General features: G+C 65.9%; 22 protein-coding genes and 1 tRNA gene. 14 read left to right on the forward strand and 9 right to left on the reverse strand.

Annotation, left to right across the window (positions count from 1 at the left end; genetic code table 11):
• The first annotated feature begins 93 nt into the window (after positions 1-93).
• Positions 94-1035 (forward strand): hypothetical protein, encoded by a 942-nt coding sequence (locus tag SJY41_RS16505; protein ID WP_380783304.1) that lies wholly within the window; start codon positions 94-96, stop codon positions 1033-1035.
• Positions 1036-1141: 106 nt separating this feature from the next.
• A tRNA-Val gene (locus SJY41_RS16510) sits at positions 1142-1217 on the forward strand.
• Positions 1218-1220: 3 nt separating this feature from the next.
• Here SJY41_RS16510 and SJY41_RS16515 read toward each other — a convergent pair.
• On the reverse strand, positions 1221-1784 hold the full coding sequence (locus SJY41_RS16515; protein WP_380783305.1) for a helix-turn-helix domain-containing protein: 564 nt from the start codon (positions 1782-1784) through the stop codon (positions 1221-1223).
• Between the two features lie 85 nt (positions 1785-1869).
• On the opposite strand from SJY41_RS16515, the gene SJY41_RS16520 reads away from it, so the two are divergent.
• The 3 genes from SJY41_RS16520 to SJY41_RS16530 all read left to right on the forward strand — a co-directional run bounded on the left by SJY41_RS16520 (position 1870) and on the right by SJY41_RS16530 (position 3951).
• Positions 1870-2334: a DUF6456 domain-containing protein gene (locus SJY41_RS16520; protein ID WP_380783306.1), complete on the forward strand. Its 465-nt coding sequence runs from the start codon at positions 1870-1872 to the stop codon at positions 2332-2334.
• A 39-nt stretch (positions 2335-2373) separates the two neighbouring features.
• Complete coding sequence (dapF, locus tag SJY41_RS16525; RefSeq protein WP_380783307.1) at positions 2374-3312, forward strand: diaminopimelate epimerase; 939 nt, start codon at positions 2374-2376, stop codon at positions 3310-3312.
• An 84-nt stretch (positions 3313-3396) separates the two neighbouring features.
• The gene (locus SJY41_RS16530; RefSeq protein WP_380783308.1) at positions 3397-3951 is read left to right on the forward strand and encodes a fasciclin domain-containing protein; all 555 of its coding nucleotides are present in this window, start codon (positions 3397-3399) and stop codon (positions 3949-3951) included.
• A gap of 117 nt (positions 3952-4068) precedes the next feature.
• Here the strand turns inward: SJY41_RS16530 and SJY41_RS16535 are convergent, their stop codons facing one another.
• Entirely contained in the window at positions 4069-5334 is a 1266-nt protein-coding gene (locus tag SJY41_RS16535; RefSeq protein ID WP_380783309.1) for a NupC/NupG family nucleoside CNT transporter, read from the reverse strand.
• A 127-nt stretch (positions 5335-5461) separates the two neighbouring features.
• On the opposite strand from SJY41_RS16535, the gene SJY41_RS16540 reads away from it, so the two are divergent.
• From SJY41_RS16540 to SJY41_RS16565, 6 genes are all read left to right on the forward strand, one after another.
• Positions 5462-6124, forward strand: coding sequence for a queuosine precursor transporter (locus SJY41_RS16540; RefSeq protein WP_380783310.1), 663 nt, complete (start codon positions 5462-5464; stop codon positions 6122-6124).
• A gap of 181 nt (positions 6125-6305) precedes the next feature.
• The gene (gene argB, locus SJY41_RS16545) at positions 6306-7223 is read left to right on the forward strand and encodes an acetylglutamate kinase (RefSeq protein ID WP_380783311.1); all 918 of its coding nucleotides are present in this window, start codon (positions 6306-6308) and stop codon (positions 7221-7223) included.
• A gap of 275 nt (positions 7224-7498) precedes the next feature.
• Complete coding sequence (locus SJY41_RS16550; protein WP_380783312.1) at positions 7499-7801, forward strand: YggT family protein; 303 nt, start codon at positions 7499-7501, stop codon at positions 7799-7801.
• The gene (locus tag SJY41_RS16555; RefSeq protein ID WP_380783313.1) at positions 7798-8109 is read left to right on the forward strand and encodes a DUF167 domain-containing protein; all 312 of its coding nucleotides are present in this window, start codon (positions 7798-7800) and stop codon (positions 8107-8109) included. The genes SJY41_RS16550 and SJY41_RS16555 overlap by 4 nt, the downstream gene beginning before the upstream one ends.
• On the forward strand, positions 8106-8981 hold the full coding sequence (gene folD, locus SJY41_RS16560; protein ID WP_380783314.1) for a bifunctional methylenetetrahydrofolate dehydrogenase/methenyltetrahydrofolate cyclohydrolase FolD: 876 nt from the start codon (positions 8106-8108) through the stop codon (positions 8979-8981). The genes SJY41_RS16555 and folD overlap by 4 nt, the downstream gene beginning before the upstream one ends.
• On the forward strand, positions 8978-9598 hold the full coding sequence (locus SJY41_RS16565; protein WP_380783315.1) for a MarC family protein: 621 nt from the start codon (positions 8978-8980) through the stop codon (positions 9596-9598). Before folD ends, SJY41_RS16565 begins: the two co-directional genes overlap by 4 nt.
• A 49-nt stretch (positions 9599-9647) precedes the next feature.
• On the opposite strand, the gene SJY41_RS16570 is transcribed toward SJY41_RS16565, so the two are convergent.
• Positions 9648-11405: an AcrB/AcrD/AcrF family protein gene (locus tag SJY41_RS16570; protein ID WP_380783316.1), complete on the reverse strand. Its 1758-nt coding sequence runs from the start codon at positions 11403-11405 to the stop codon at positions 9648-9650.
• Between the two features lie 132 nt (positions 11406-11537).
• On the opposite strand from SJY41_RS16570, the gene SJY41_RS16575 reads away from it, so the two are divergent.
• Entirely contained in the window at positions 11538-11963 is a 426-nt protein-coding gene (locus tag SJY41_RS16575; RefSeq protein WP_380783317.1) for a GtrA family protein, read from the forward strand.
• Positions 11964-11993: 30 nt separating this feature from the next.
• On the forward strand, positions 11994-12722 hold the full coding sequence (locus SJY41_RS16580; RefSeq protein WP_380783318.1) for a class I SAM-dependent methyltransferase: 729 nt from the start codon (positions 11994-11996) through the stop codon (positions 12720-12722).
• 272 nt (positions 12723-12994) lie between these two features.
• On the opposite strand, the gene SJY41_RS16585 is transcribed toward SJY41_RS16580, so the two are convergent.
• The 3 genes from SJY41_RS16585 to SJY41_RS16595 are packed head-to-tail and all read right to left on the reverse strand — an operon-like array spanning position 12995 to position 16573.
• Positions 12995-14041 (reverse strand): glycosyltransferase family 2 protein, encoded by a 1047-nt coding sequence (locus tag SJY41_RS16585; RefSeq protein WP_380784172.1) that lies wholly within the window; start codon positions 14039-14041, stop codon positions 12995-12997.
• Between the two features lie 49 nt (positions 14042-14090).
• Positions 14091-16196 carry a RelA/SpoT family protein gene (locus SJY41_RS16590; protein ID WP_380783320.1) on the reverse strand — a complete coding sequence of 702 codons (2106 nt, stop codon included), beginning with the start codon at positions 16194-16196 and terminating at the stop codon, positions 14091-14093.
• A 47-nt stretch (positions 16197-16243) separates the two neighbouring features.
• Positions 16244-16573 carry a hypothetical protein gene (locus tag SJY41_RS16595; protein ID WP_380783321.1) on the reverse strand — a complete coding sequence of 110 codons (330 nt, stop codon included), beginning with the start codon at positions 16571-16573 and terminating at the stop codon, positions 16244-16246.
• A 184-nt stretch (positions 16574-16757) separates the two neighbouring features.
• Here SJY41_RS16595 and SJY41_RS16600 point away from each other — a divergent pair, with 184 nt between their 5' ends.
• Positions 16758-17180: a winged helix-turn-helix transcriptional regulator gene (locus tag SJY41_RS16600; protein WP_380784173.1), complete on the forward strand. Its 423-nt coding sequence runs from the start codon at positions 16758-16760 to the stop codon at positions 17178-17180.
• Positions 17181-17269: 89 nt separating this feature from the next.
• Here SJY41_RS16600 and SJY41_RS16605 read toward each other — a convergent pair whose 3' ends face one another.
• Genes SJY41_RS16605 through SJY41_RS16615 form a run of 3 tightly spaced genes read right to left on the reverse strand, consistent with a single transcriptional unit; the run spans position 17270 to position 19691 of the window.
• On the reverse strand, positions 17270-17695 hold the full coding sequence (locus SJY41_RS16605) for an acyl-CoA thioesterase (protein ID WP_380783322.1): 426 nt from the start codon (positions 17693-17695) through the stop codon (positions 17270-17272).
• A 1-nt stretch (position 17696) separates the two neighbouring features.
• Complete coding sequence (locus SJY41_RS16610; RefSeq protein ID WP_380783323.1) at positions 17697-18473, reverse strand: sulfite exporter TauE/SafE family protein; 777 nt, start codon at positions 18471-18473, stop codon at positions 17697-17699.
• Between the two features lie 9 nt (positions 18474-18482).
• Positions 18483-19691, reverse strand: a complete 1209-nt coding sequence (locus SJY41_RS16615) for an LL-diaminopimelate aminotransferase (RefSeq protein WP_380783324.1) — start codon at positions 19689-19691, stop codon at positions 18483-18485.
• Positions 19692-20161: the final 470 nt, after the last annotated feature.

Below are 20161 nucleotides of genomic sequence, written 5' to 3' on the forward strand. Positions count from 1 at the left end.
TCTAGGGATCCTGGTTCCAACGGAACTCGATCCAGTTCGGGTGTAACTCATGGCCTGACGCAGGTTAGTCTTCGCACCACAGCGGAGATCGTGATGACCGGACCCGACGACGCGCCTGACGCGGCAGATTACGATACAGGGATCGACGCGGTCCTGATCGCCGCGCCGGGGGCACCGGACCGGCTTGTCGTCGCGCTCGCTGCGCTCCACTGTCGGATCGTTGCGCAGCGCGACTGGCAAGCGGCGTTCGGCGATCATGCGACGCCGCACGTGATCGTCGTCGAGGCGGCCGGAGTCGATCCGGCGTTGCTTTCCGAAATTCTCCCTTCGATCGTCGACCAGGCGGCAGCGATGCAGGTCGGGCTGGTCATTGCCTTGAGTGTCGACGAGATCGACGTCGTCGCTTCGGTGACGCTGGGCGGCGGGACGCGGTTGCTGGTCGATCCCACCGTCGGCGATTGCGTCGCGGCGATCGTGGTCGCAGCGGAGGCTGCGCGCATCCCGGCGGGCGTGTTCGATGTTCACCGCGAGACCGATGGCACGCGTCTGGAGCGGCTGAACACCGAGGTCGCGCGGATCGCGGAGGCGCTGGCCCGCCTGACGCGCGCGGAGATCGAGGGTGATGTGCCTGCCGCGCCGATCGTCGGGGATCGGACCAACCGCTATGGCGCGCCACCGAGCCTGTCCGAACCAACCGCGGGCGACGTGCGTCGAGCGATACGGGCCCGACGGCTCCGCGACCAGTTCTTCGGCGCGACGCTATTCGAGGATCCGGGCTGGGACATGCTGCTCGACCTCTACGCCGCGCAGTTGGAGCGGACCCGGGTTTCCGTATCCAGCCTGTGCATCGCGGCGGCCGTGGCGCCGACGACCGCGCTGCGCTGGATCGCGCGGATGACCGACACGGGACTGTTCGAACGCCGCCCCGATCTGCTCGATCGCCGTCGTGCGTTCATGGTGCTGTCCGATCGCGCCAGCGAGGCGATGCGCGGGTACATCGTCGCCACGCGAGGCGCGGATCTGCGGATTCCGTAACCCGGCTTCCGATTTTCGTAACGTTGACGGGCCCGGCAGTTGCGGTTGCAGCGTTTAAGGGCTTGCCGAGACCGCCCGGCTTTGGCATCGCGCTGATACCCGAGAGGGGCGATTAGCTCAGTTGGTAGAGCGTCTCGTTTACACCGAGAATGTCGGCGGTTCGAGCCCGTCATCGCCCACCATTCCTACAGTTCGCGGACCAGCCGTACAGCGACCGCGATCCAGGCAGGGTCCTTGATCGCTAGCGCCTGCGTTCCTGCGCCTGGTGGCACTATCGTCAATCCCCGCGGGTCGTGTTGCAGCAGCCTGCCGAACGCGAAGCTGCCTGCGGGTTGCGGCACCAGCACGTCGCGGTTGAGGGCGTTGGCGAACGCCGCTGGCGGGGTCGTCTGGCACCAGATGACGTCGCCGGTGCGATAGTCGCCGACCCCGGCCGCGACCGTCACCGCGATCTGCCCACCAGCGACCTGAAACGGCGGCACGATCGTCGTGCGGCGAGGGGCATGCGCGCCGCGCGCGTCCAGGACCGCCGCTACCGCCAGGTCGGCGCGATCGGGCAAGGTCACGAGGTCGGCCGCCGCGACGTCCAGCGCCGCGGCGATCCGGTTGAGCCAGCCCACGGACACCGTGCGTGTTCCGGTCTCCAGTCGGCCGACCGTCTGCGCCGTCGTCGGCGGCATGCAGCGTCGCGCGACGTCGTCGAGTGTCAAACCTTTGGCGCGGCGGACTTCGCGAATAGCCGTGATCATCGAACAGTTCCAAACCAGATGGGTTATTCTCCTGTCCTACAACCCTGCGGATATGGCAATCGGCAAGCGCAACGGGAGATGGCGAATGCGCGAACTGGTGGAGCGGTCGATCGACTCGGAGGGCGTGCTCCAACCGCCGGGTACGCGCCGCGGCCGCATGGTCACCGTCAACCTCGCCGAGTCGCCGCTCGGCTGGCTGCGGTCGCGCGCGCTGGTCGATGCGCGGCAATTCGAGGCGGGGGAGCGGTTGCGCGCCGATTACGAACGGGCGTCGATCGCACCCAGCGTGACCATGCGCTGGGCGCAGCGGATCGATGGTGGCGGGCATGACGCGCTGGACCCGACGTCGGCACAGATCGCGGCGAAACGCCGGTTCGACGAGGCGTTGGCGGCGGCGGGCCCGGGCCTCGCGGACATTCTCTGGCGGGTTATCTGCGCCGGCGAAGGTTTGCCCGCGGCGGAGAAGGCGCTGCAGTGGCCGGCGCGAGCCGGGCGACTGGTGCTGACGCTGGCACTGGATCGGCTCGCCGCGCATTACGGGATCGGTTAGGCGCTCGCATTGCCGCGTGTGCGTGACTAGATGGCGGGCATGCGCTTCGAACTCGTCAAATGTCATGGCTCCGGCAACGATTTTCCGCTGATCGACGCGCGTGCGTCGGCGCTCGACGACGCGGCATGGGCCGCGGTCGCCCGCGCGCTCGCCGATCGCACGGGGCTGGTCGGAGGCGACGGACTGCTGCTGCTGACTGCCGGCGATGACGACCACGCGTTCGGCATGCGGATGTTCAATTCGGACGGCAGCGAATCGGAGACCTGCCTCAACGGCCTGCGCTGCGTCGCGCGGGCGGGGTTCGCCGCGACCGGGTCGGAGACTGCAACGGCGCTGTTGAAGACGAGCGATGCGGTCGTCGTGCGCGATGCCGATATCGTGCAAGGCGTGTTCACCGTGCGGGAAATCGCCGGCCCGGCCTCACTCGATATCGCGGCGTGGCCGATGGCAGTGGACGCCGACCGCATCGTCGACGTCCCGATCGCTGGTTTGCCGAGCAACCGCAGCTTTACTGCGGTCGCTATGCCCAACCCGCATCTCGTGACGTTCGTGGAGGCGATCGACGAGGCCGAACTCGTCCGCGTCGGCGAGGCTTGCGAAGCCGCGCCCGCATGGCTTCCCAATCGTGCCAATGTCAGCTTCGTCGAGGTCCGGCGCATGGATCTGTTCGTCCGGACGTTCGAGCGCGGCGTCGGCCTGACCGACAGCTGTGGCAGCGCGATGGCGGCGTCGACCTATGCTGCGTGCCTGACCGGGCGGATCGCGTACGACACGCCGACAACGGTTTTCAACAAGGGCGGGCTGGTCCGCGCCGAAGCGAGCGAAGCGGCGATGGTGACGCTGTCGGGCAATGCCACGTTCGAATGGACGGGCACGATCGACGTCGATCTCGCCACCGGGACCGCGAGCGACCTGATCGTCACGCGACATCATGACGAGGAAATCGCGGCTTGGGCAGGGCTTCGCGCGGCGATCTGATCGCCGCCTGCGTCCTTCTCCGCGGGCGCCCGTATCTCCCTGCAGTGGCGCCGCACACCGGCTCCGCACGCAGGAGAGCATGCCATGAACCACTTCATTCGTACCGCGATCGTCGCCACCGCATTTGCCGTCAGCGGCAGCGCGATCGTTGCCGCCCAGACCAACCCGATGGTCGGTGGTGCCGCGATGTATCCGACCAAGACGATCGTCGAGAACGCGGTCAATTCTAAGGATCACACGACACTGGTCGCGGCGGTCAAGGCCGCCGGCCTGGTCGAGACGCTGTCGGGCCCAGGACCGTTCACCGTGTTCGCGCCGACCAACGCCGCGTTCAAGAAGCTGCCGGCCGGCACCGTCGACACGCTGCTCAAGCCCGAGAACAAGGCACAGCTCGCCAGCGTCCTGACCTATCACGTCGTTCCCGGCACGATCACCGCCGCCGACATCGCCGCCAAGGCGAAGGCGAACGGCGGCACCGCGACCTACACGACCGTTCAGGGCGAGCCGCTGATGTTCAAGAAGGTCGGCACCGGCTGGGGTATCATGGATGGCAAGGGCCACAAGGGTAAGATCACGATCGCCAACGTCATGCAATCGAACGGCGTCATCCACGTCGTCGACACGGTAATGCTGCCGTAATCGGCTACCAAGCGAGTTAGCTGCCTCGATTCCCCCACGAGGCGGTTTTCGTCGGGCCCGTCGCCGAAAGGTGGCGGGCCCGATTGCATTTCATGCGCCGTGCGACGGGCTGCGGGGTCAGCCGATCAGCAGGCCTGCGAGCGCGGCGGACATCAGGTTGGCCAGACTTCCGGCGGCGAGCGCGCGAAGGCCAAGCTTGGCGATCATCGGGCGCTGGTTCGGCGCGAGGCTGCCAGTCACTGCCATCTGGATCGCGATCGACGAGAAGTTCGCGAAACCGCACAGCGAGAAGGTGACGACCGCGATCGTCCGCGCACTGAGCCCCTGCTGCGTGCCGAGCGAGATATACGCGACGAATTCGTTCAGCACGATCTTCTGCCCGAACAGCCCGCCGGCGATTCCCGCCTCGTTCCACGGCACGTTCAGGAGGAACATGATCGGCGCGAAGACATAGCCGAGCAGGCCCTGGAAGCTCAGACCCGGCAACCCGATCATGTTGCCGAGCCCGCCGAGCAGGCCGTTGGCCAGCGCCACCAGCGCCACGAAAGCCAGCACCATCGCGCCGACCGCGACGGCGAGGCGCACGCCGGTCTGCGCGCCCTGCGCGGCCGCCATGATCAGATTGGCGGGCTTTTCCTCGTCGTGCGTGGCTTGCGGCATGGGTTCGCCCGCCGACGACTCGCCGGGCATGTCGCCGAGCGCGAGTTCGCCTTCGGGCGGCATCACGCGGTCCGGCATGATGATCTTCGCCATCAGGATCCCGCCGGGTGCCGCCATGAAACTCGCCGCGAGTAGATAATCGATGCGGATGCCCATCGACGCGTAGGCCGCGAGGATCGTGCCCGCGACGCCGGCCATGCCGCTGGTCATCACCGTGAACAACTGCGCGGGCGTTAGCCCTGCGAGATACGGCCGGATGACAAGCGGCGATTCGCTCTGGCCGACGAAGATGTTCGCCGCCGCGCACAGCGATTCGACTTTCGACACGCCGATGACCTTCTCGATCCCGCCGCCGACCCAGCGCACCACCAGCTGCATGATGCCGAGATAATAAAGGATCGAAACGAGGCTGGCGAAGAAGATGATCACCGGCAGCGCGGCGATCGCAAAACTTTGCCCGCCGATCTCGGGTGTCGCCATCTTGCCGAACAGGAACTCGGTGCCCTTCTGCGAATAGCCGAGCAGGTTCGCGACGCCGCCGGACATGCCGCCCAGCACCACTTTGCCGATGCTCGAATACAGCACGAGCACCGCGATCCCGACTTGAAGTGCGAAGGCCGCACCGACGATCCGCAGGCGGATCGCGCGGCGGTCGGTCGATAGCAGCACGGCGATGCCGAGAATGACGGCGATGCCTGCAAGGCCGATGAATAGTCTTTCCATGGACGCCCTGCGCTTTTCTCGGATCACACACGCGGCCCCCCGGCCACGCAAGCGACCGACATGACACGCGAGCGGCCTCGTCGCTAGTTATTTGACGGGGCGGCGGTTTTCGCTAGCGTCCCGGGCGATGGATAAGCCTCCCCCTAGCAATCAGGCCGCCGCGTTTCCGCGTTCGCTCTTCGTTTTCTCGGTCCTGTACGGCGGCATGGTGTGCATCGCCGGCGTGCTGGGGGTGAAGCAGGTCGCGCTCGGGCCGCTCGCGGTGGAGGCGGGGATCTTCGGCTTCCTGTTGCTGGTGGTGTTGAGTAGCGCGATCTCCGAACTGCACGGACAGAAGACCGCGACGTTCCTCGTCCGGCTCGGCTTCATCCCGCTGCTGGTGTCGGCGGCGCTGATCCACCTGGTGCTGGCGCTGCCGCACGATCCGGGAATGTATCCGCCCGCGGTCGACGCGTTCCCGATCGTGGTAGGACAAAGCTCGCGGATGATGATCGCGGGGCTGATCTCCTACGGTATCTCGCAAACGCTCAACGTCCTGATCTTCTCGAAGCTGTCGGGGCAGGTCGGCAGCGGCGACGGCAAGCTGGTGTGGCTCCGGGGCATGATCGCGAGCATCATCTCGCAGATCATCGATACGATCCTGTTCATCACCATCTCGTTCCTCGGCGAACGGCCGATCGTCGGTCTGATGGAGGGGCAGATGCTGACCAAGGTGGTGCTGTCGATCGTGCTGGTGCCGTTCATGATCACGTTCTTCGTGCGGCTGGGGCGGCGGCTGGACCGGGTTTGAGACTTAGTCCCGTCACCCCAGCGAAAGCTGGGGTATTCCCGTTGGCGAGCGCTGTGGCTCGAGCCGGGAGATCCCAGCTTTCGCTGAGATGACGGATGAGGCGACGTGCCTGCGTCACACCGACAAACGCCGTGCACGTTCCCCGGATGACGAACCGCCCGCGACTGGCTAAAGCGCGGGCATGACCGATCACACGCCCGATCCCGCCCTGCTCGCCAAGGCGGAAACGCTCACCGAGGCGCTGCCGTATCTGCAGCGTTACGCCGGCAAGACGTTCGTCGTGAAGTATGGCGGCCACGCGATGGGCGACCCAGAGCTCCAGCGCGATTTCGCCGAGGACATGGTGCTGCTCAAGGCGGTCGGCATCAACCCGGTCGTCGTCCACGGCGGCGGGCCCCAGATCGGCGCGATGCTGAAGCGGCTGGGCGTCGAATCGCGCTTCGTCGACGGTCTGCGCGTCACCGATGCGGAGACCGCGCAGATTGCCGAGATGGTCCTGGCAGGCTCGATCAACAAGGAAATCGTCGGCTGGATCGGCCAGGCCGGCGGCCGCGCGGTCGGCATCTCGGGCAAGGACGCGGGCCTCGTCCTCGCGCAGAAAGTCGGCCATGGCCGCGAGCCGGACAAGCTCCAGGGCATTGAGCGCCATGTCGACCTGGGCTTCGTCGGCGAGCCGATCGCGGTCGACCGGACGATCCTCGACACGCTGCTCGCCGCCGACATCATCCCGGTGATCGCACCGATCGGCATCGGCGCCGACGGCCACACCTACAACATCAACGCAGACACGATGGCCGGCGCGATCGCGGCGGCAATGGGCGCCGCGCGGTTCTTCCTGCTGACCGACGTGGTGGGCGTGCTCGACAAGCAGGGCGAATTGCTGACCGATCTTGATCCCGCGAAGATCGCCGAACTGCGCGCCGACGGCACGATCACCGGCGGCATGATCCCGAAGCTGGAGACGTGCGTCGCGGCGGTCGGCTCAGGGGTCGACGCCGCAGTGATCATCGACGGCCGCGTCCCCCACGCGATGCTGCTGGAGATATTCACCAAGCAAGGCGCGGGGACGCTGGTGAGCGCGAACGGGCGGGCGCGGTAAGGGGGAACTCCCTTCGCGTCCTGCCCGAACATATTCGTCATCCCAGCCTTATTCCGTCACCCCAGCGAAAGCTGGGATCTTCCCGGTTCGGGCCCCTGCTCTCGCCACGCGGATACCCCAGCTTTCGCTGGGGCGACGTTTTGCGGTGGGGGTGGCGCTGCAATGGCGGTGTGACAGGACGCAGGCGGTCCGACGAACGGGCGGGAACATCACAGGGCTTCTCGTTCTCCCCCCGCCCCGTTATATCCGGACCACACCAGCGGAGACCTACGCCCTTGATCGCCCTTCTTCAGATCGTCCAGTTGCTGCTCACCGTCATCTGGTGGATCATCGTCGTACAGGCGATCTTGTCGTGGCTGATCGCGTTCAACGTCATCAATACGCACAGCGATTTCGTCCGTACCGTATGGACCGCGCTGCAGCGAATGACCGAGCCGATGTATCGCCCGATCCGCCGAATCCTGCCCGATTTCGGTGCGCTCGACCTGTCGCCGCTGGTCGTGCTGCTGATCCTCTACATCCTCAGCAACATCGTCATCCCGAACATCGCGCAGAATTACCTCGTCGCGACCTATTGAGCGAGAAGTCCGCTTGGCGCGCGGTCGATGACGGTCTCGCGATCGCCGTCCGCGTGACGCCGCGCGGTGGACGGGATGCGCTCACCGCCGGGACAGACGAGCATTTCGGCACGCGCTTGGCGGCGGCGCCCGTCGACGGGGCAGCGAATGCCGGTCTCGTTGCGCTAGTCGCCAAGACCTTCGGGGTGTCCAAGCGCGCCGTGACCATCGTTGCCGGCGAAACCTCCCGGCTGAAGCGCCTGCACATCGCCGGAGATGCCACTGTGCTGGCGGAAATCGCGTCCGCGCTCTATGGCCCGCGGGCATGAGCGCGACCATCATCGACGGCAAGGCCTTCGCCGCCGGCCTCCGGGCCCGTATCGCAGACGGCGTCACCGCCTTTCGTGCACAGGCGGGCCGCGCGCCCGGTCTTGCCGTGGTGCTGGTCGGCGAAGATCCCGCGTCCAACGTCTATGTCCGCTCGAAGGGCAAAGCGACGCGTGAGGCTGGCATGGAGAGCATCGAGCACCGGCTCCCCGCCGACGTGCCGGCCGAAAACCTGCTCGCGCTGGTCGCGACGCTGAATGCCGATCCGAAAATCGACGGCATCCTCGTTCAATTGCCGCTGCCCAACCATATTGACGAGCAGGCTGTGATCTCGGCGATCGATCCCGACAAGGACGTCGATGGCTTCCACCCGATCAACGCGGGCCGACTTGCCACTGGCCTGCCAGGTTTCGTGCCCTGCACGCCGTTCGGCTGCGTGCTGCTGTTGAAAAGCGTGCTACCAAACCTGAGCGGGCTCGAAGCCGTCGTCGTCGGCCGGTCCAACATCGTCGGCAAGCCGATGGCGCAACTGCTGCTCCGCGAGAGCTGCACCGTGACGGTCGTCCATAGCCGCACCAAGGACGTCCCCGCGCACATCCGTCGCGCCGACATCGTCGTCGCCGCAGTCGGGATCCCGGAGATGATCAAGGGCGACTGGCTGAAGCCCGGCGCGACCGTCATCGACGTCGGTATCAACCGCACCGATGCCGGGCTGGTCGGGGACGTCGATTTCGCCAGCGCCGTCGCGGTCGCGGGCGCGATTACGCCGGTGCCGGGTGGTGTCGGACCGATGACGATCGCGTGCCTGTTGCGCAACACGCTGGTCTCGGCAGGACGCCGCGAGAACGTCGCGATCAATGAGGCTGCACTGTGATCGAGCTCTTCGTATCCTCGCTGATCACGTTCTTCGTGGTCATAGATCCGCTGGGCTGCGCACCGATCTACGCGGGGCTGTCAGCCGGCGCATCGGCGACACAAAAGCGCGCGATGGCGTTCCGCGCGGTGGGTGTCGCGGCCGCGATCCTGCTGGTGTTCGCGCTGTTCGGCGAGGCGCTGCTGAAGGGCCTCGGCATCAGCCTGGCGAGCTTTCGCATCGCCGGCGGCATCATGCTGTTCCTGATCGCGCTCGAAATGGTGTTCGAGAAGCGTACCCAGCGCCGCGAGGATCGCGCGGCGAAGGTCGCGGAGGATCCCGAGGTCGAGGACGTCTCGATTTTCCCTATGGCAATGCCGATGATCGCGGGGCCGGGCTCGATTGCATCCGTCATGCTGCTGATGGGCCGCAACGAGGGGATCGAGCGATCGGCGGTGGTGCTCGCCGCGACGGCAACGATCCTGCTGCTGACTTTGGTCGCGCTGCTGGCGGCGGGGCCGCTGATGCGGATCCTCGGCGCGAAGATCGAAGCGGTGATCACGCGTCTGCTGGGCGTGCTGCTCGCGGCGCTAGCGGTGCAGTTCGTGCTCGACGGCCTGTCGGTAGTGCTGCGCTAACCGCCGCAACTCTAGCCGTCATCCCCGCCTCAGCGGGGATGACGGCGCGTCAGTCCACCTTGAACAACCGCAACGGTGACTTCGCGGGCAGCGGTAGCGGGGTCAGCCAAGTTGGCACCTCATTCTTCGCCAGTTCGGCATAGAACCCCTTCGGGTTGCGCGCCTTGTAGTTGGTCGATTCGGCCGCGTTCGGGCACAGCAGCAGCATTGTCGCGCCGTGACGCCTGATGATCGCATGTGCCTCGTCCGCGGTCCGCCCGAACGCGTGCTGGACGTCGAGGATCGCGTCGCCGTTGCGGTGATACGGCCCCGCCACCGCATCGTGATGCGTGATCGTGATCAGCCGCGGCCCCATGTCGACGAAGGTGAAGATCGTCTGCGCCGGATAGCGGTTCAGCGCGAGCAGCACGGTGGTGCGCAGGCAGTTGCCGGTCGCCGAATTGACGCGCTTTTCATACGGCTTCGGTCGGTCGATCGGCAGATACTGGAGCACCATCCCGGCAAACAGGCCCGACACGATCAGGAACGCACCGACGGTCCCCAGCACCCGCACGAACACCGATCGGTTGCCAAGAAGCCAGGGCAGGATCACCCAGCCGAGCGCGGTCGATCCCGGGATCGCCAGCAACTGCGCGGCGGGACCTGCACGCACCTGCCAGAGCAGCATCGCGCAGGCGAATGCAGTGAACAGCGCGACCGCCGCCCAGCCGACCGCACGGGCGTCGCGCCGCGCCCGCCACGCCGCGAGGATGGCGCCGATAAGTCCTATGATCGGCAGTGTCGCGAGCGCGAATCCGACGCGGAAACTGTGCTTGTAGATCGGCTTGGCCTCGCGGACATTGTCCAGCCAGTTGCGTTGCAGCTCGGGCGAGATCCCCTCGGGCCGCCCAAGGCATTGCGGGAACACCAGCGCGAAGCCGATGACGATCGCGCCCCCCGCAGCGACCGCCAGCGCCAGCCGCGCGCCCCGCGAAGCCGGCCCGAACCGCGCCAGCAAGAACAGCAGCATCCCCGCCGCAATCATCACACTCAACCACACGGGCGTCAGCGCATCGCACCGCATCGCCTGGTTGGCGTTCGACGCGAACAGCGCGAACCCAAGCGTGCTGCCACCACCCAGGGTCAGCGCATAGATCGACAGCCGGTCAGCCTCGGTGCGGTCCCATACCCAGCGCAGCGCGATGATCGCCCCCGCCATTGCCGCATACGGCAGCAGCTCCAGTCCGATCGACAGCGACACCGCGCTCGCGATCCCGACCATGGCGCCGCCACGACGCGCGTTCGTATCGCACAACCCCGCGACCGTCAGGCTGAGCATCGCCAGCTGCCAGCCATGATGATCGATCCGCTCTGGCATGAACATCAGCATCGTGCCGGTCGCACCGACCATGACCACGATCGCCAAAGGCCACGCATAGGGGCTGATCAGTCGCCTCACGGTCGCCCCGATCCCCAGCATCGCGATCGACAGCGGCAGCAACGGCGCGATCCCGCACGCGAGGCGCTCCGCCCAGCTGTTGCTGGTGAACAGCCGGAAGAACAGGATCAGCCCGGCGATCGGCAGATCGACGATCCGGCTCCAGTGGATGTCGAACCCGAACGGCGGATTCAGCCGGTAGTTGCGCAGATCGTACCAGCCCTGGCCGTCGAGCAGCGCACGCACCTGCATCAGCCGCATGTTGTCGTCGGTATCGCCCAGCGACAGCCAGCGGACCTGCCCCCAGCGATCAAACATCGACCACGCCGCCACCGCCACCCAGGCGAGCAGCGTCAACGCGATCCAATGCCGATCAAGTTCGTCCAGCAACGTCCGTTCCGTCGACGGCTTCGGCGAGGGCCCCTGATCCAAAACGCTTTCCTCCTGCCCGCACGCACACTAGATGCGCGGGCTTGTGTTCGAGGCCGCTCTATCGCGGTACGGGTAAAGAACAAGGCGGGCATGCAGGCGATTTGGCGACATATGGAGCAGATGCGGTCGAGCGGCGTGCTCGGCCAGCTCGTGCGCTTCGGCATCGCCGGCGGGATATCCAGCGTCGTCTATTCGCTCGTCTACCTGCCGCTGACCGCCTATGTCTTCCCGCCACGCCAGGCGGTAGCCGCAGTGCCGTTCGCCTTCGCCGTCGCAGTGGTGGTCGGGTTCTTCCTGCACAGTCGCTGGAGCTTCAAGGGCCACGCGAAGGAGCCGGGCGCGGCGCGGCACGTCAAGTTCGTGATCGTCCAGGGCTCGGGACTCGCGCTCAATGCGGTCATCACGTGGATCGGCACCGCCCTGCTCCATCTGCATCCCTGGGTACCGCTGATCCCCGCCGTCTTCCTTGCCGCGATCGTGACGTTCGTGCTCAACCGTTTCTGGGTTTTCAACTGAAATGACTCTCAATCGCAGGGCCAAATACTGATGGACCGCATCGTCTACGACCGGATGGCCGCGCATGACTCCACGCATTGGTGGTACCGCGCGCGCCGCGACATCCTTGCCGATTACCTGACCCGCTACGGCGCATTGCCGAAAGATGCGAAGATCCTCGAGATCGGTTGCGGCACCGGGCACAATTTGCCGATGCTGGCCGAGTTCGGCGAAATCGACGCGATCGAGATCGATCCCGCCGCGCGCGAGATCGCGAGCGAACGGCTCGGCAAGCCGGTCGGCGCCGCGCCTTTGCCCGAGCTGCCGGGCGTACCGCGCAAGCATTATGACCTGATCGCGGTGCTGGACGTGGTCGAGCATATCCAGGACGATGTCGCCGCGCTGAAGGCGATGGCCGATTGCCTCGCGCCCGGCGGCAAGATCCTGATCGCGGTACCCGCGCATGCCTGGCTGTGGAGCGCGCACGACGTGGTGAATCATCATCACCGGCGGTATTCGAAGGCGACGCTGAAGGCAGCGATCGAGACGGCAGGGTTGAAGCCCGAGAAGCTCGGCTATTTCAACTCGCTGCTGTTCCCGCTGGCGGCGGCGGCGCGGATCGCCGGGCGGATGACGGGGCGCGACGACAGCGATGATTCGCCGCCGCCGAAGCTGGTGAACGGGCTGTTCGAGAAGATTTTTCGGCTGGAACGGCATCTGGTCGGGCGCGTGCCGATGACGCCGGGGGTTTCGATCGTGACGTTGGCGGTGCCGCGGTAACCTGCCTCGTGATCTTCCCCGTTTCCTAACCCGTTCGTCCTGAGCGAAGTCGAAGGACAGGCCTCGCGCGCAGGTGCTTCGACTTCGCTCAGCACGAACGGAGGGGGGGCGGGCTTGAACGCTTTGCGAATTTCACAAGCTACCACCCCGGCGAAGGCCGGGGCCCAATTGGGGAACGTCGCTAATTTCGGGCGCGCTTCGTTACTGCGACCTTCCCAATTGGGCCCCGGCCTCCGCCGGGGTGGTGTGAGGATTGGGGTGAGGAGTATTCGTCACTCGGTGCGGATTGGAGGGGACGCGTCTGGCAACCGCACCGTCTCAACCGGCTCCGCCCGAAACCCCAGAGTAGCCTTGCCCTGGATCGGTCCGGCCACATCCGCGACGATATACAGCGGCCGGCGCTTGGACTCGACGTACAGCCGCCCGAGATACTCGCCGATCATCCCCAGCACGAACATCTGCACCGCGCCCAAGAATACGGTGACTAGCATCGTCGAGGTCCAGCCCTGCACCGCGCTGCCCGAGAGCCAACCGATCGCGATATAGACGAACAGCAGCAGCGACACGCCGGTCAGCGCGAGCCCGGCATGGCTGGCGAACCGCAACGGCGCGGTCGAGAAGCCGGTGACGGCGTCGAACGCCAAGCGGATCATCTTGGCGAGCGGGTAGTTCGTCTCGCCGGCAAGTCGCTCGGCGCGATCATAGGGGAAGGGGACCTGCTTGAAGCCGATCCACGCAACCATCCCGCGGATGAACCGCGCCTGCTCGGGTAGCGACAGGAACGCGTCGAGCGCCCGCCGGCTCATCAACCGGAAATCGCCGGTATCGAGCGGGATCGGGGTATCCGTCATCCGCGTCAGCATGCGGTAGAAGGCGGCGGCGGTGGCCTTTTTGAACATCGTCTCGCCCGCGCGCTGGCGGCGCACCGCATAGACGACGTCGGCCTGGCTCGCCGCCATCGCCGCGCGCATGTCGGATAGGAGTTCGGGTGGATCCTGGAGATCGGCGTCGATGATCAGGATCTGCTCGCCCGCGCACAGGTCGAGGCCGGCGGTGAGCGCAAGCTGGTGCCCGTGGTTGCGCGAAAGGTTGATTGCGACCAGCCTCTGATCTGTCGCGGCGAGGCGCTGCATCACACCCCAGCTGTCGTCGCGCGATCCGTCGTTGATCAGGACGATCTCGTAATCGTCGCCGACCGCGACCTTTGCCGCACCGGAAATCCGCGCGTGCAGGATGTCGAGGCACGCCGCCTCGTTATAGCAGGGGACGACAATCGAGAGTGCTGGCGAGAGTGCTGGCGATAACGCAGGACGGTTCATAGCGTCCATCTAGCGCCCGCTGCGCCCGCCGTCATCGTCGGATATCGGGCTACACCCGCTCCACGGTATGTACTGCATCCGCCGCACGCAGCCCCGCCATCAGCCGCATCAGCTGCTGCACGTCGTGCACCTCGACGTCGATCTCGTTGGTGTGGAAGCTCTTGTCGCGCGTATCGAGCCGCAGGTTGATGATGTTCGCCTTGTGCCCGCCGATGATCGTCGAGACGATGCCGAGCGACCCCGGCTCGTTCTTCACCATCACCGAAATCCGCGCGACGGCACCTTCGGTCTCGTCACCCCAGGCCACGTCGACCCAGTCGGTCTCGTTCTCCGAGCGTTCGGCGAGTTCGGCGAGGACCTTGCAGTCGATCGCATGAACCTCGATGCCGGCGTCGGGCCGGCGCAGCCCGACGATCCGGTCGCCCGGCACCGGATGGCAACACGTCGCAAGGTCGTAGGCCACGCCGGGGGTGAGCCCCTTGATCGAGATCGCGCTCGATTGCGGCGCCAGCGCATGCGTCACGTCCGCACCCGCCGAGCCCGGCATCAATGCTTCCATAACCGCCGCATCGGACAGCGTCCGCCGCGCGATCGCCACCATCAGCGACGATTCGTCGGGCAGTTTCAATCGCTTGAGCGCGTGGCTCAGCGCGTCCGTCCCGATCTGCGCAGGCAACCGCGTGACGATATCCTCGTACAAGGTCCGGCCAAGCGTGGTCTGCTCGACGCGTTCCTTCTGGCGAAGATGGCGGCGGATCGCGGCGAGCGCCTTGCCCGTTGTCGCGACGTTCAGCCATTGCGGCTGCGGCGACTGGCCCTTCGACCGCAGGATCTGAACCTGGTCGCCATTCTCGATCACCGTCGACAGCGGCACGACGCGACCGTTGACCTTCGCGCCGACCGCCTGATCGCCCAGATCGGTATGCACCGCGTACGCAAAGTCGATCGAGGTCGCGCCCTTGGGCAGCTGGATCAGCTCGCCCTTCGGCGTGAACGCGAAGATGCGATCGGTGTACATCGCCATCCGGGTGTGTTCGAGCAGCTCTTCCGGGCTCTCGGCCGTATCGAGAATCTCGACCAGGTCGCGGATCCAGCTCACCTGGCGGTCGTTGCCGGTGATCTGCTGCTTGTACGCCCAGTGTGCGGCGAGCCCGAACTCGGCCTGCGCGTGCATGTCGGCGGTGCGGATCTGGATCTCGATCCGCGCGCTGTCGGCATGGATCACCGAAGTGTGCAGCGACCGGTACCCGTTGCGCTTGGGCGTCGAGATGTAATCCTTGAACCGCCCCGGCACCATCGGCCAGCGCTGGTGGATGATCCCGAGCGTCCTGTAGCAATCCTCCTCGGTCGGCACGATCGCGCGGAATGCCATTACGTCCGACAGCTGCTCGAAGCTGATGTGACGCTCGGACATCTTGCGGAAAATCGAATAGGGATGCTTCTCGCGCCCCGAGATATCCGCCTCGACACCGGCGCGCGACAGCACCAGCTTCAGTCCGGATGCGATCTTGGCGATGCGGTCACCGTCGCCCTTTTTCAGCTGTTCCAAGCGGCGGTTGATCGACTCCGATGCCTCGGGTTCGAGTTGCTCGAACGCGAGTGACTGCATCTCGCGCATGAACTCGTACATGCCGATCCGCTCGGCGAGCGGCGCGTAGATGTCCATCGTCTCCTTGGCGATGCGACGGCGCTTCTCGGGCTTCGCGATGTGATGCAGCGTGCGCATGTTGTGGAGGCGGTCGGCCAGCTTCACCAACAGCACGCGGATGTCGTCGGACATCGCCAGCAGGAACTTCCGCAGGTTCTCCGCGGCGCGTTCGTTTTCGGTCTGTGCTTCGATCTTCGACAGCTTGGTGACGCCGTCGACGAGGCGCGCGACCGAGGGACCGAACAGCCGCTCGATCTCCTCCGGGGTCGCGACCGTGTCCTCGATCGTGTCGTGGAGGATCGCGGTTGCGATCGTCTCCGCGTCGAGATGCAGGTCGGTGAGGATGCCCGCCACCTCGATCGGATGGCTGAAATACGGGTCGCCGGATGCGCGCTTCTGCGACCCGTGCGCCTGCATCGAGAAGACATAGGCGCGGTTCAGCATCGCCTCGTCGGCGTCGGGATCGTAGTCGAGGACGCGATCGACGAGTTCATATTGGCGCAGCACAGCCCCTTGATGGGGCCGGGGTGCGCCGCTTTGCAACAAATTCCTCGTTATTTCGCGTGGTTGTTGCACGCGGCCAGCGCTTCGGCGTCATACGCCGTGCCTGCGACCGTGAAACTGGCGAGTGGACCAACCCGCTTGGCGACTGCGGCGCAGAGGATCACGTCGCGCTGCGGCGCCTTGCTGGACACGAACGCCGCGTTCTCCCAGCGCCACGGGGTGCCGTTGGTGATCAGTCGCGTCGAGGCGGGCGCGGCGGCGGGGACCGCGACATAGTAGTTTACCGGGACCTGTGCCGATGCCGGCGTCGCGATCAATGCGGCAAACCCTGTCGCAAGCGCGGGTGCGGCGGTCAGAATAGCGCGGGTGATGACGGACATCGGTCGACTCCTAAAAGGTTTCTAATTGCTACCTATTCCGATTAGTTGCGAGTTGCAACCTAAAATCGAGGAGCATTTCGCTTCGTGATTTTATGCGGTAACATCGCTGTCCAAGAAGGAAGACGCCGTGGGCAAATTGCGCGAACCCCTGCTGGAATGCAGTCTCCCCGCCGCACTGGAGGCGATGGGCGAGCGCTGGTCGTTCCTGATCCTGCGGGCGTCGTTCAACGGCCTGCACCATTTCGAGGAGTTCCAGTCGGAACTCGGCATCGCGCGGAATATTCTGGCGAACAGGCTGGCGCGGCTGGTCGAGCACGGCATCCTCGAACGCCAACCGATCCCCGAGGATCGGCGGAAGATCGCCTACGGGCTGACCGACAAGGGTTTTGCGTTGCTGCCGACGATGATCGCGCTGCGGCAATGGGGCGAGCGCTGGGAGACGTGTGTGCCGGCGTTCCCGATCCTGGTCGATGCGCGCGACCGGCGGCCGTTGCAGCCGGTCTCGGTGCGATCGCATGACGGGCGCGTGCTGACCAAGGGCGACCTGATCTGGGCGCTGCCGGGGGAAGTTGCTGGAGATGGCGAGCAGGCTGAGGCGGCGGAGTAACCTCCGGCAACTCATGCCTGCTTGTTCTCCCGCGAAGGTGGGAGCCAGTCTGGACCCCCGCCTTCGCAGGGGAACATGCTTTCTTCGGATTATTGAGTAGGTAGCGCGTCCAACACCGCGCGGATCGCGTCGGGCAGGGGCACCGGCCGGCCGGTCTCGAGATCGACATGCACGCTGACCATGGTGATCACCGTATGCAGCGCCCCCGTCTCGGCATGCGCCAGCTCGAAGCGTTTCGTCAGGCTCGTCGTACCCAGCTTCTCGATCCGCACGAACGCTTCCACCGTATCGCCGAGACGGAACGGCTTCAGGTAATCGATCTCGGTCCGCCGCACGTTGAACTCAGTGGTCGGCCATACATCCGGCAGCGCCTCCGCGATCCCGGTCCATTCCCAGAACTCGGTCACCGCGACGTCGGCATATTCGAGATAGCGCGAGTTGAAGACGATGCGCTGGCCGTCGATCTCGGCATAGCGCACGCGAAACCGCGTCGAGAAGGCGAAACCCGGCCGCACGTCAGAAGATCAGCTTCACGCCGACCAGCGCCAGCACGGTCGCGAGCACCGGTACCAGCACGCGGTCGGAAACGCGCGTCGCGATCAGGCTGCCGACGATGATGCCGGGGATCGAGCCGACCAGCAGCGACACGAGCAGGTCGACGTCGACCGAACCGAGAATCCAGTGGCCGATCCCGCCGAGCAGCGTCAGCGGCACGGCATGCGCGATGTCGGACCCGACCAGTCGGTTGATCGGCAGCGTCGGGTACAGAATGAGCAGCGCGGTCATGCCCAGCGCACCAGCCCCGACCGAGGTGAGCGACACCAGCACGCCGAGCACCGCACCAAGCAAAATAGTCAGCCAAGCCTGGCGCTCGCCCCCGACCGTGCCGATCCGCGGAGTCAGCCACGCAACGATCTTACCGCGGAAGAAGGTGGCGACCGCCGACAGAATCAGCGTCACGCCGAGCACGGCGGTGATCGCGTGGCCGGTGCCAGACGATTTCTCGCCGAGATGGTTCAGCACCAGCAGCGTCGCGATCGCCGCGGGAACGCTCCCGGTGGCGAGCCGACGGACGACGCGCCAGTCGACCGTGCCGCGCCAGCCATGCACCGTCGTGCCGACCGTCTTGGTCGCCGACGCGTAGAGCAGGTCGGTGCCGACCGCGGTGGCGGGGTGGAAGCCGAAGACGAGCACCAGCAGCGGCGTCATCAGCGACCCGCCACCGACACCCGTCAGCCCGACGATGAGGCCGACGAGCACGCCGGCCACCGAATATAACGGATTGATATCCACGCTGGCGGGTTAGCCGGCGCCACGCGCGGGCGTGTTGACGCCCATCGACTGGAGATATTTCTTCACGTTGCGCGCCGCCTGGCGGAGCCGCTGTTCGTTCTCGACCATCGCGATCCTCACATAGCCCTCGCCGTTTTCGCCGTAGCCTACGCCTGGAGCAACGGCGACGTGCGCGTGAGTCAGCAATTGTTTGGTGAACTCAAGGCTACCTAAATGCGCCAGCGCCGGCGGCAGCGGAGCCCAGGCGAACATCGATGCGCGAGGGGACGGGATATCCCACCCGGCCCGGCCGAAGCTGTCGACCATCACATCGCGACGCTTGTGATACAGCTGGCGGTTGCGCTCGACGATGTCCTGCGGGCCGTTCAGCGCGGCGCAGGCGGCGGCCTGGATTGGCGTGAACGCGCCGTAATCGAGGTACGACTTCACCCGCGTCATCGCCGCGATCAGCGTCTTGTTGCCGACCGCGAAGCCGATCCGCCAGCCCGCCATCGAGTAGGTCTTGCTGAGCGACGTGAACTCGATCGCGATGTCCTTCGCGCCCGGTACCTGGAGGATCGAAGGCGTCGGATTGCCGTCATAATACAGCTCCGAATAGGCGAGGTCGGAGATGATCCAGACCTGGTTCTCCTTCGCCCACGCAACGAGTCGCTCGTAGAAGGCGAGATCGACTGCCTCCGCCGTCGGGTTCGACGGATAGTTGACGACCAGGATCGAGGGGCGCGGCACGGTGAACGCCATCGCGCGCTCCAGGCTCTCGAAATAGGCCTCGTCGGGGGTCGTCGGCACCGCGCGGATCGTCGCGCCGGCGATGATGAAACCGAAAGTATGGATCGGATAAGACGGGTTCGGCGCGAGCACGACGTCGCCTGGCGCGGTGATCGCGGTAGCCAGGCTCGCGAGTCCCTCCTTCGAGCCCATCGTGACGACGACTTCGGTCTCGGGATCGACGTCGACGCCGAAGCGGCGGCCGTAGTAGTTCGCCTGCGCTTTCCGAAGTCCCGGAATGCCCTTCGACTGCGAATAGCCGTGTGCGCTGGGCTTGCGCGCGACTTCGACGAGCTTCTCGATGACGTGCTCGGGCGGCGGCAGGTCGGGATTGCCCATGCCAAGATCGATGATGTCCTCCCCGCCCGCGCGCGCCGCCGCCCGCATCGCGTTCACTTCGGCGATGACGTAAGGGGGCAGGCGTTTGATGCGGTAGAAATCTTCGGACATGATCAGCCTCGAGCTGGAGGAGCGGGTGCTGTACCGCAGGTAAGGGGAAGCGTCACCCACTCCGTCACCCCGGGCATCGAAGCTGTCGTCATCCCCCGTAGTCGCTACCGCCGCCAACTTCGTCAGGCCGTTACGACCTTCACGCTGAGACGGCCGTGACGTCCGGTATCGCGTCATGCCCGTCACCACCGACCGCCGTCGCGCTCAACCCCCGTCGCCATCAACCCCGTCACCACCAACCCCGTCACCACCAACCCCGGTCACCATCAACCCTCGTCGCCACCAACCCTCGTCACCCAACTTCCGTCACCCCAGCGAAAGCTGGGGTATCCCGGTTCGGGTCGCACCCTTCGACAACGGGGATACCCCAGCTTTCGCTGGGGTGACGGGGTTGGGGGGGCGGGGCAGGCAGATAACGGGATCGAGGAACGCTGCCATAGCGTCAAACTTGTGGCCCAGAATCACGCGCG

Origin of the sequence: Sphingomonas sp. R86520 (assembly GCF_042466285.1) — a bacterium.
Taxonomy (GTDB): domain Bacteria; phylum Pseudomonadota; class Alphaproteobacteria; order Sphingomonadales; family Sphingomonadaceae; genus Sphingomonas.

Bases quoted from the DNA above. Each gene is read 5' to 3' on its own strand.
- SJY41_RS16505 (WP_380783304.1), top strand. From the start codon at position 94: ATGACCGGACCCGACGACGCGCCTGACGCGGCAGATTACGATACAGGG.
- SJY41_RS16515 (WP_380783305.1), bottom strand. From the start codon at position 1,784: ATGATCACGGCTATTCGCGAAGTCCGCCGCGCCAAAGGTTTGACACTC.
- SJY41_RS16520 (WP_380783306.1), top strand. From the start codon at position 1,870: ATGCGCGAACTGGTGGAGCGGTCGATCGACTCGGAGGGCGTGCTCCAA.
- dapF (WP_380783307.1), top strand. From the start codon at position 2,374: ATGCGCTTCGAACTCGTCAAATGTCATGGCTCCGGCAACGATTTTCCG.
- SJY41_RS16530 (WP_380783308.1), top strand. From the start codon at position 3,397: ATGAACCACTTCATTCGTACCGCGATCGTCGCCACCGCATTTGCCGTC.
- SJY41_RS16535 (WP_380783309.1), bottom strand. From the start codon at position 5,334: ATGGAAAGACTATTCATCGGCCTTGCAGGCATCGCCGTCATTCTCGGC.
- SJY41_RS16540 (WP_380783310.1), top strand. From the start codon at position 5,462: ATGGATAAGCCTCCCCCTAGCAATCAGGCCGCCGCGTTTCCGCGTTCG.
- argB (WP_380783311.1), top strand. From the start codon at position 6,306: ATGACCGATCACACGCCCGATCCCGCCCTGCTCGCCAAGGCGGAAACG.
- folD (WP_380783314.1), top strand. From the start codon at position 8,106: ATGAGCGCGACCATCATCGACGGCAAGGCCTTCGCCGCCGGCCTCCGG.
- SJY41_RS16575 (WP_380783317.1), top strand. From the start codon at position 11,538: ATGCAGGCGATTTGGCGACATATGGAGCAGATGCGGTCGAGCGGCGTG.
- SJY41_RS16580 (WP_380783318.1), top strand. From the start codon at position 11,994: ATGGACCGCATCGTCTACGACCGGATGGCCGCGCATGACTCCACGCAT.
- SJY41_RS16585 (WP_380784172.1), bottom strand. From the start codon at position 14,041: ATGAACCGTCCTGCGTTATCGCCAGCACTCTCGCCAGCACTCTCGATT.
- SJY41_RS16595 (WP_380783321.1), bottom strand. From the start codon at position 16,573: ATGTCCGTCATCACCCGCGCTATTCTGACCGCCGCACCCGCGCTTGCG.
- SJY41_RS16600 (WP_380784173.1), top strand. From the start codon at position 16,758: ATGGGCGAGCGCTGGTCGTTCCTGATCCTGCGGGCGTCGTTCAACGGC.
- SJY41_RS16615 (WP_380783324.1), bottom strand. From the start codon at position 19,691: ATGTCCGAAGATTTCTACCGCATCAAACGCCTGCCCCCTTACGTCATC.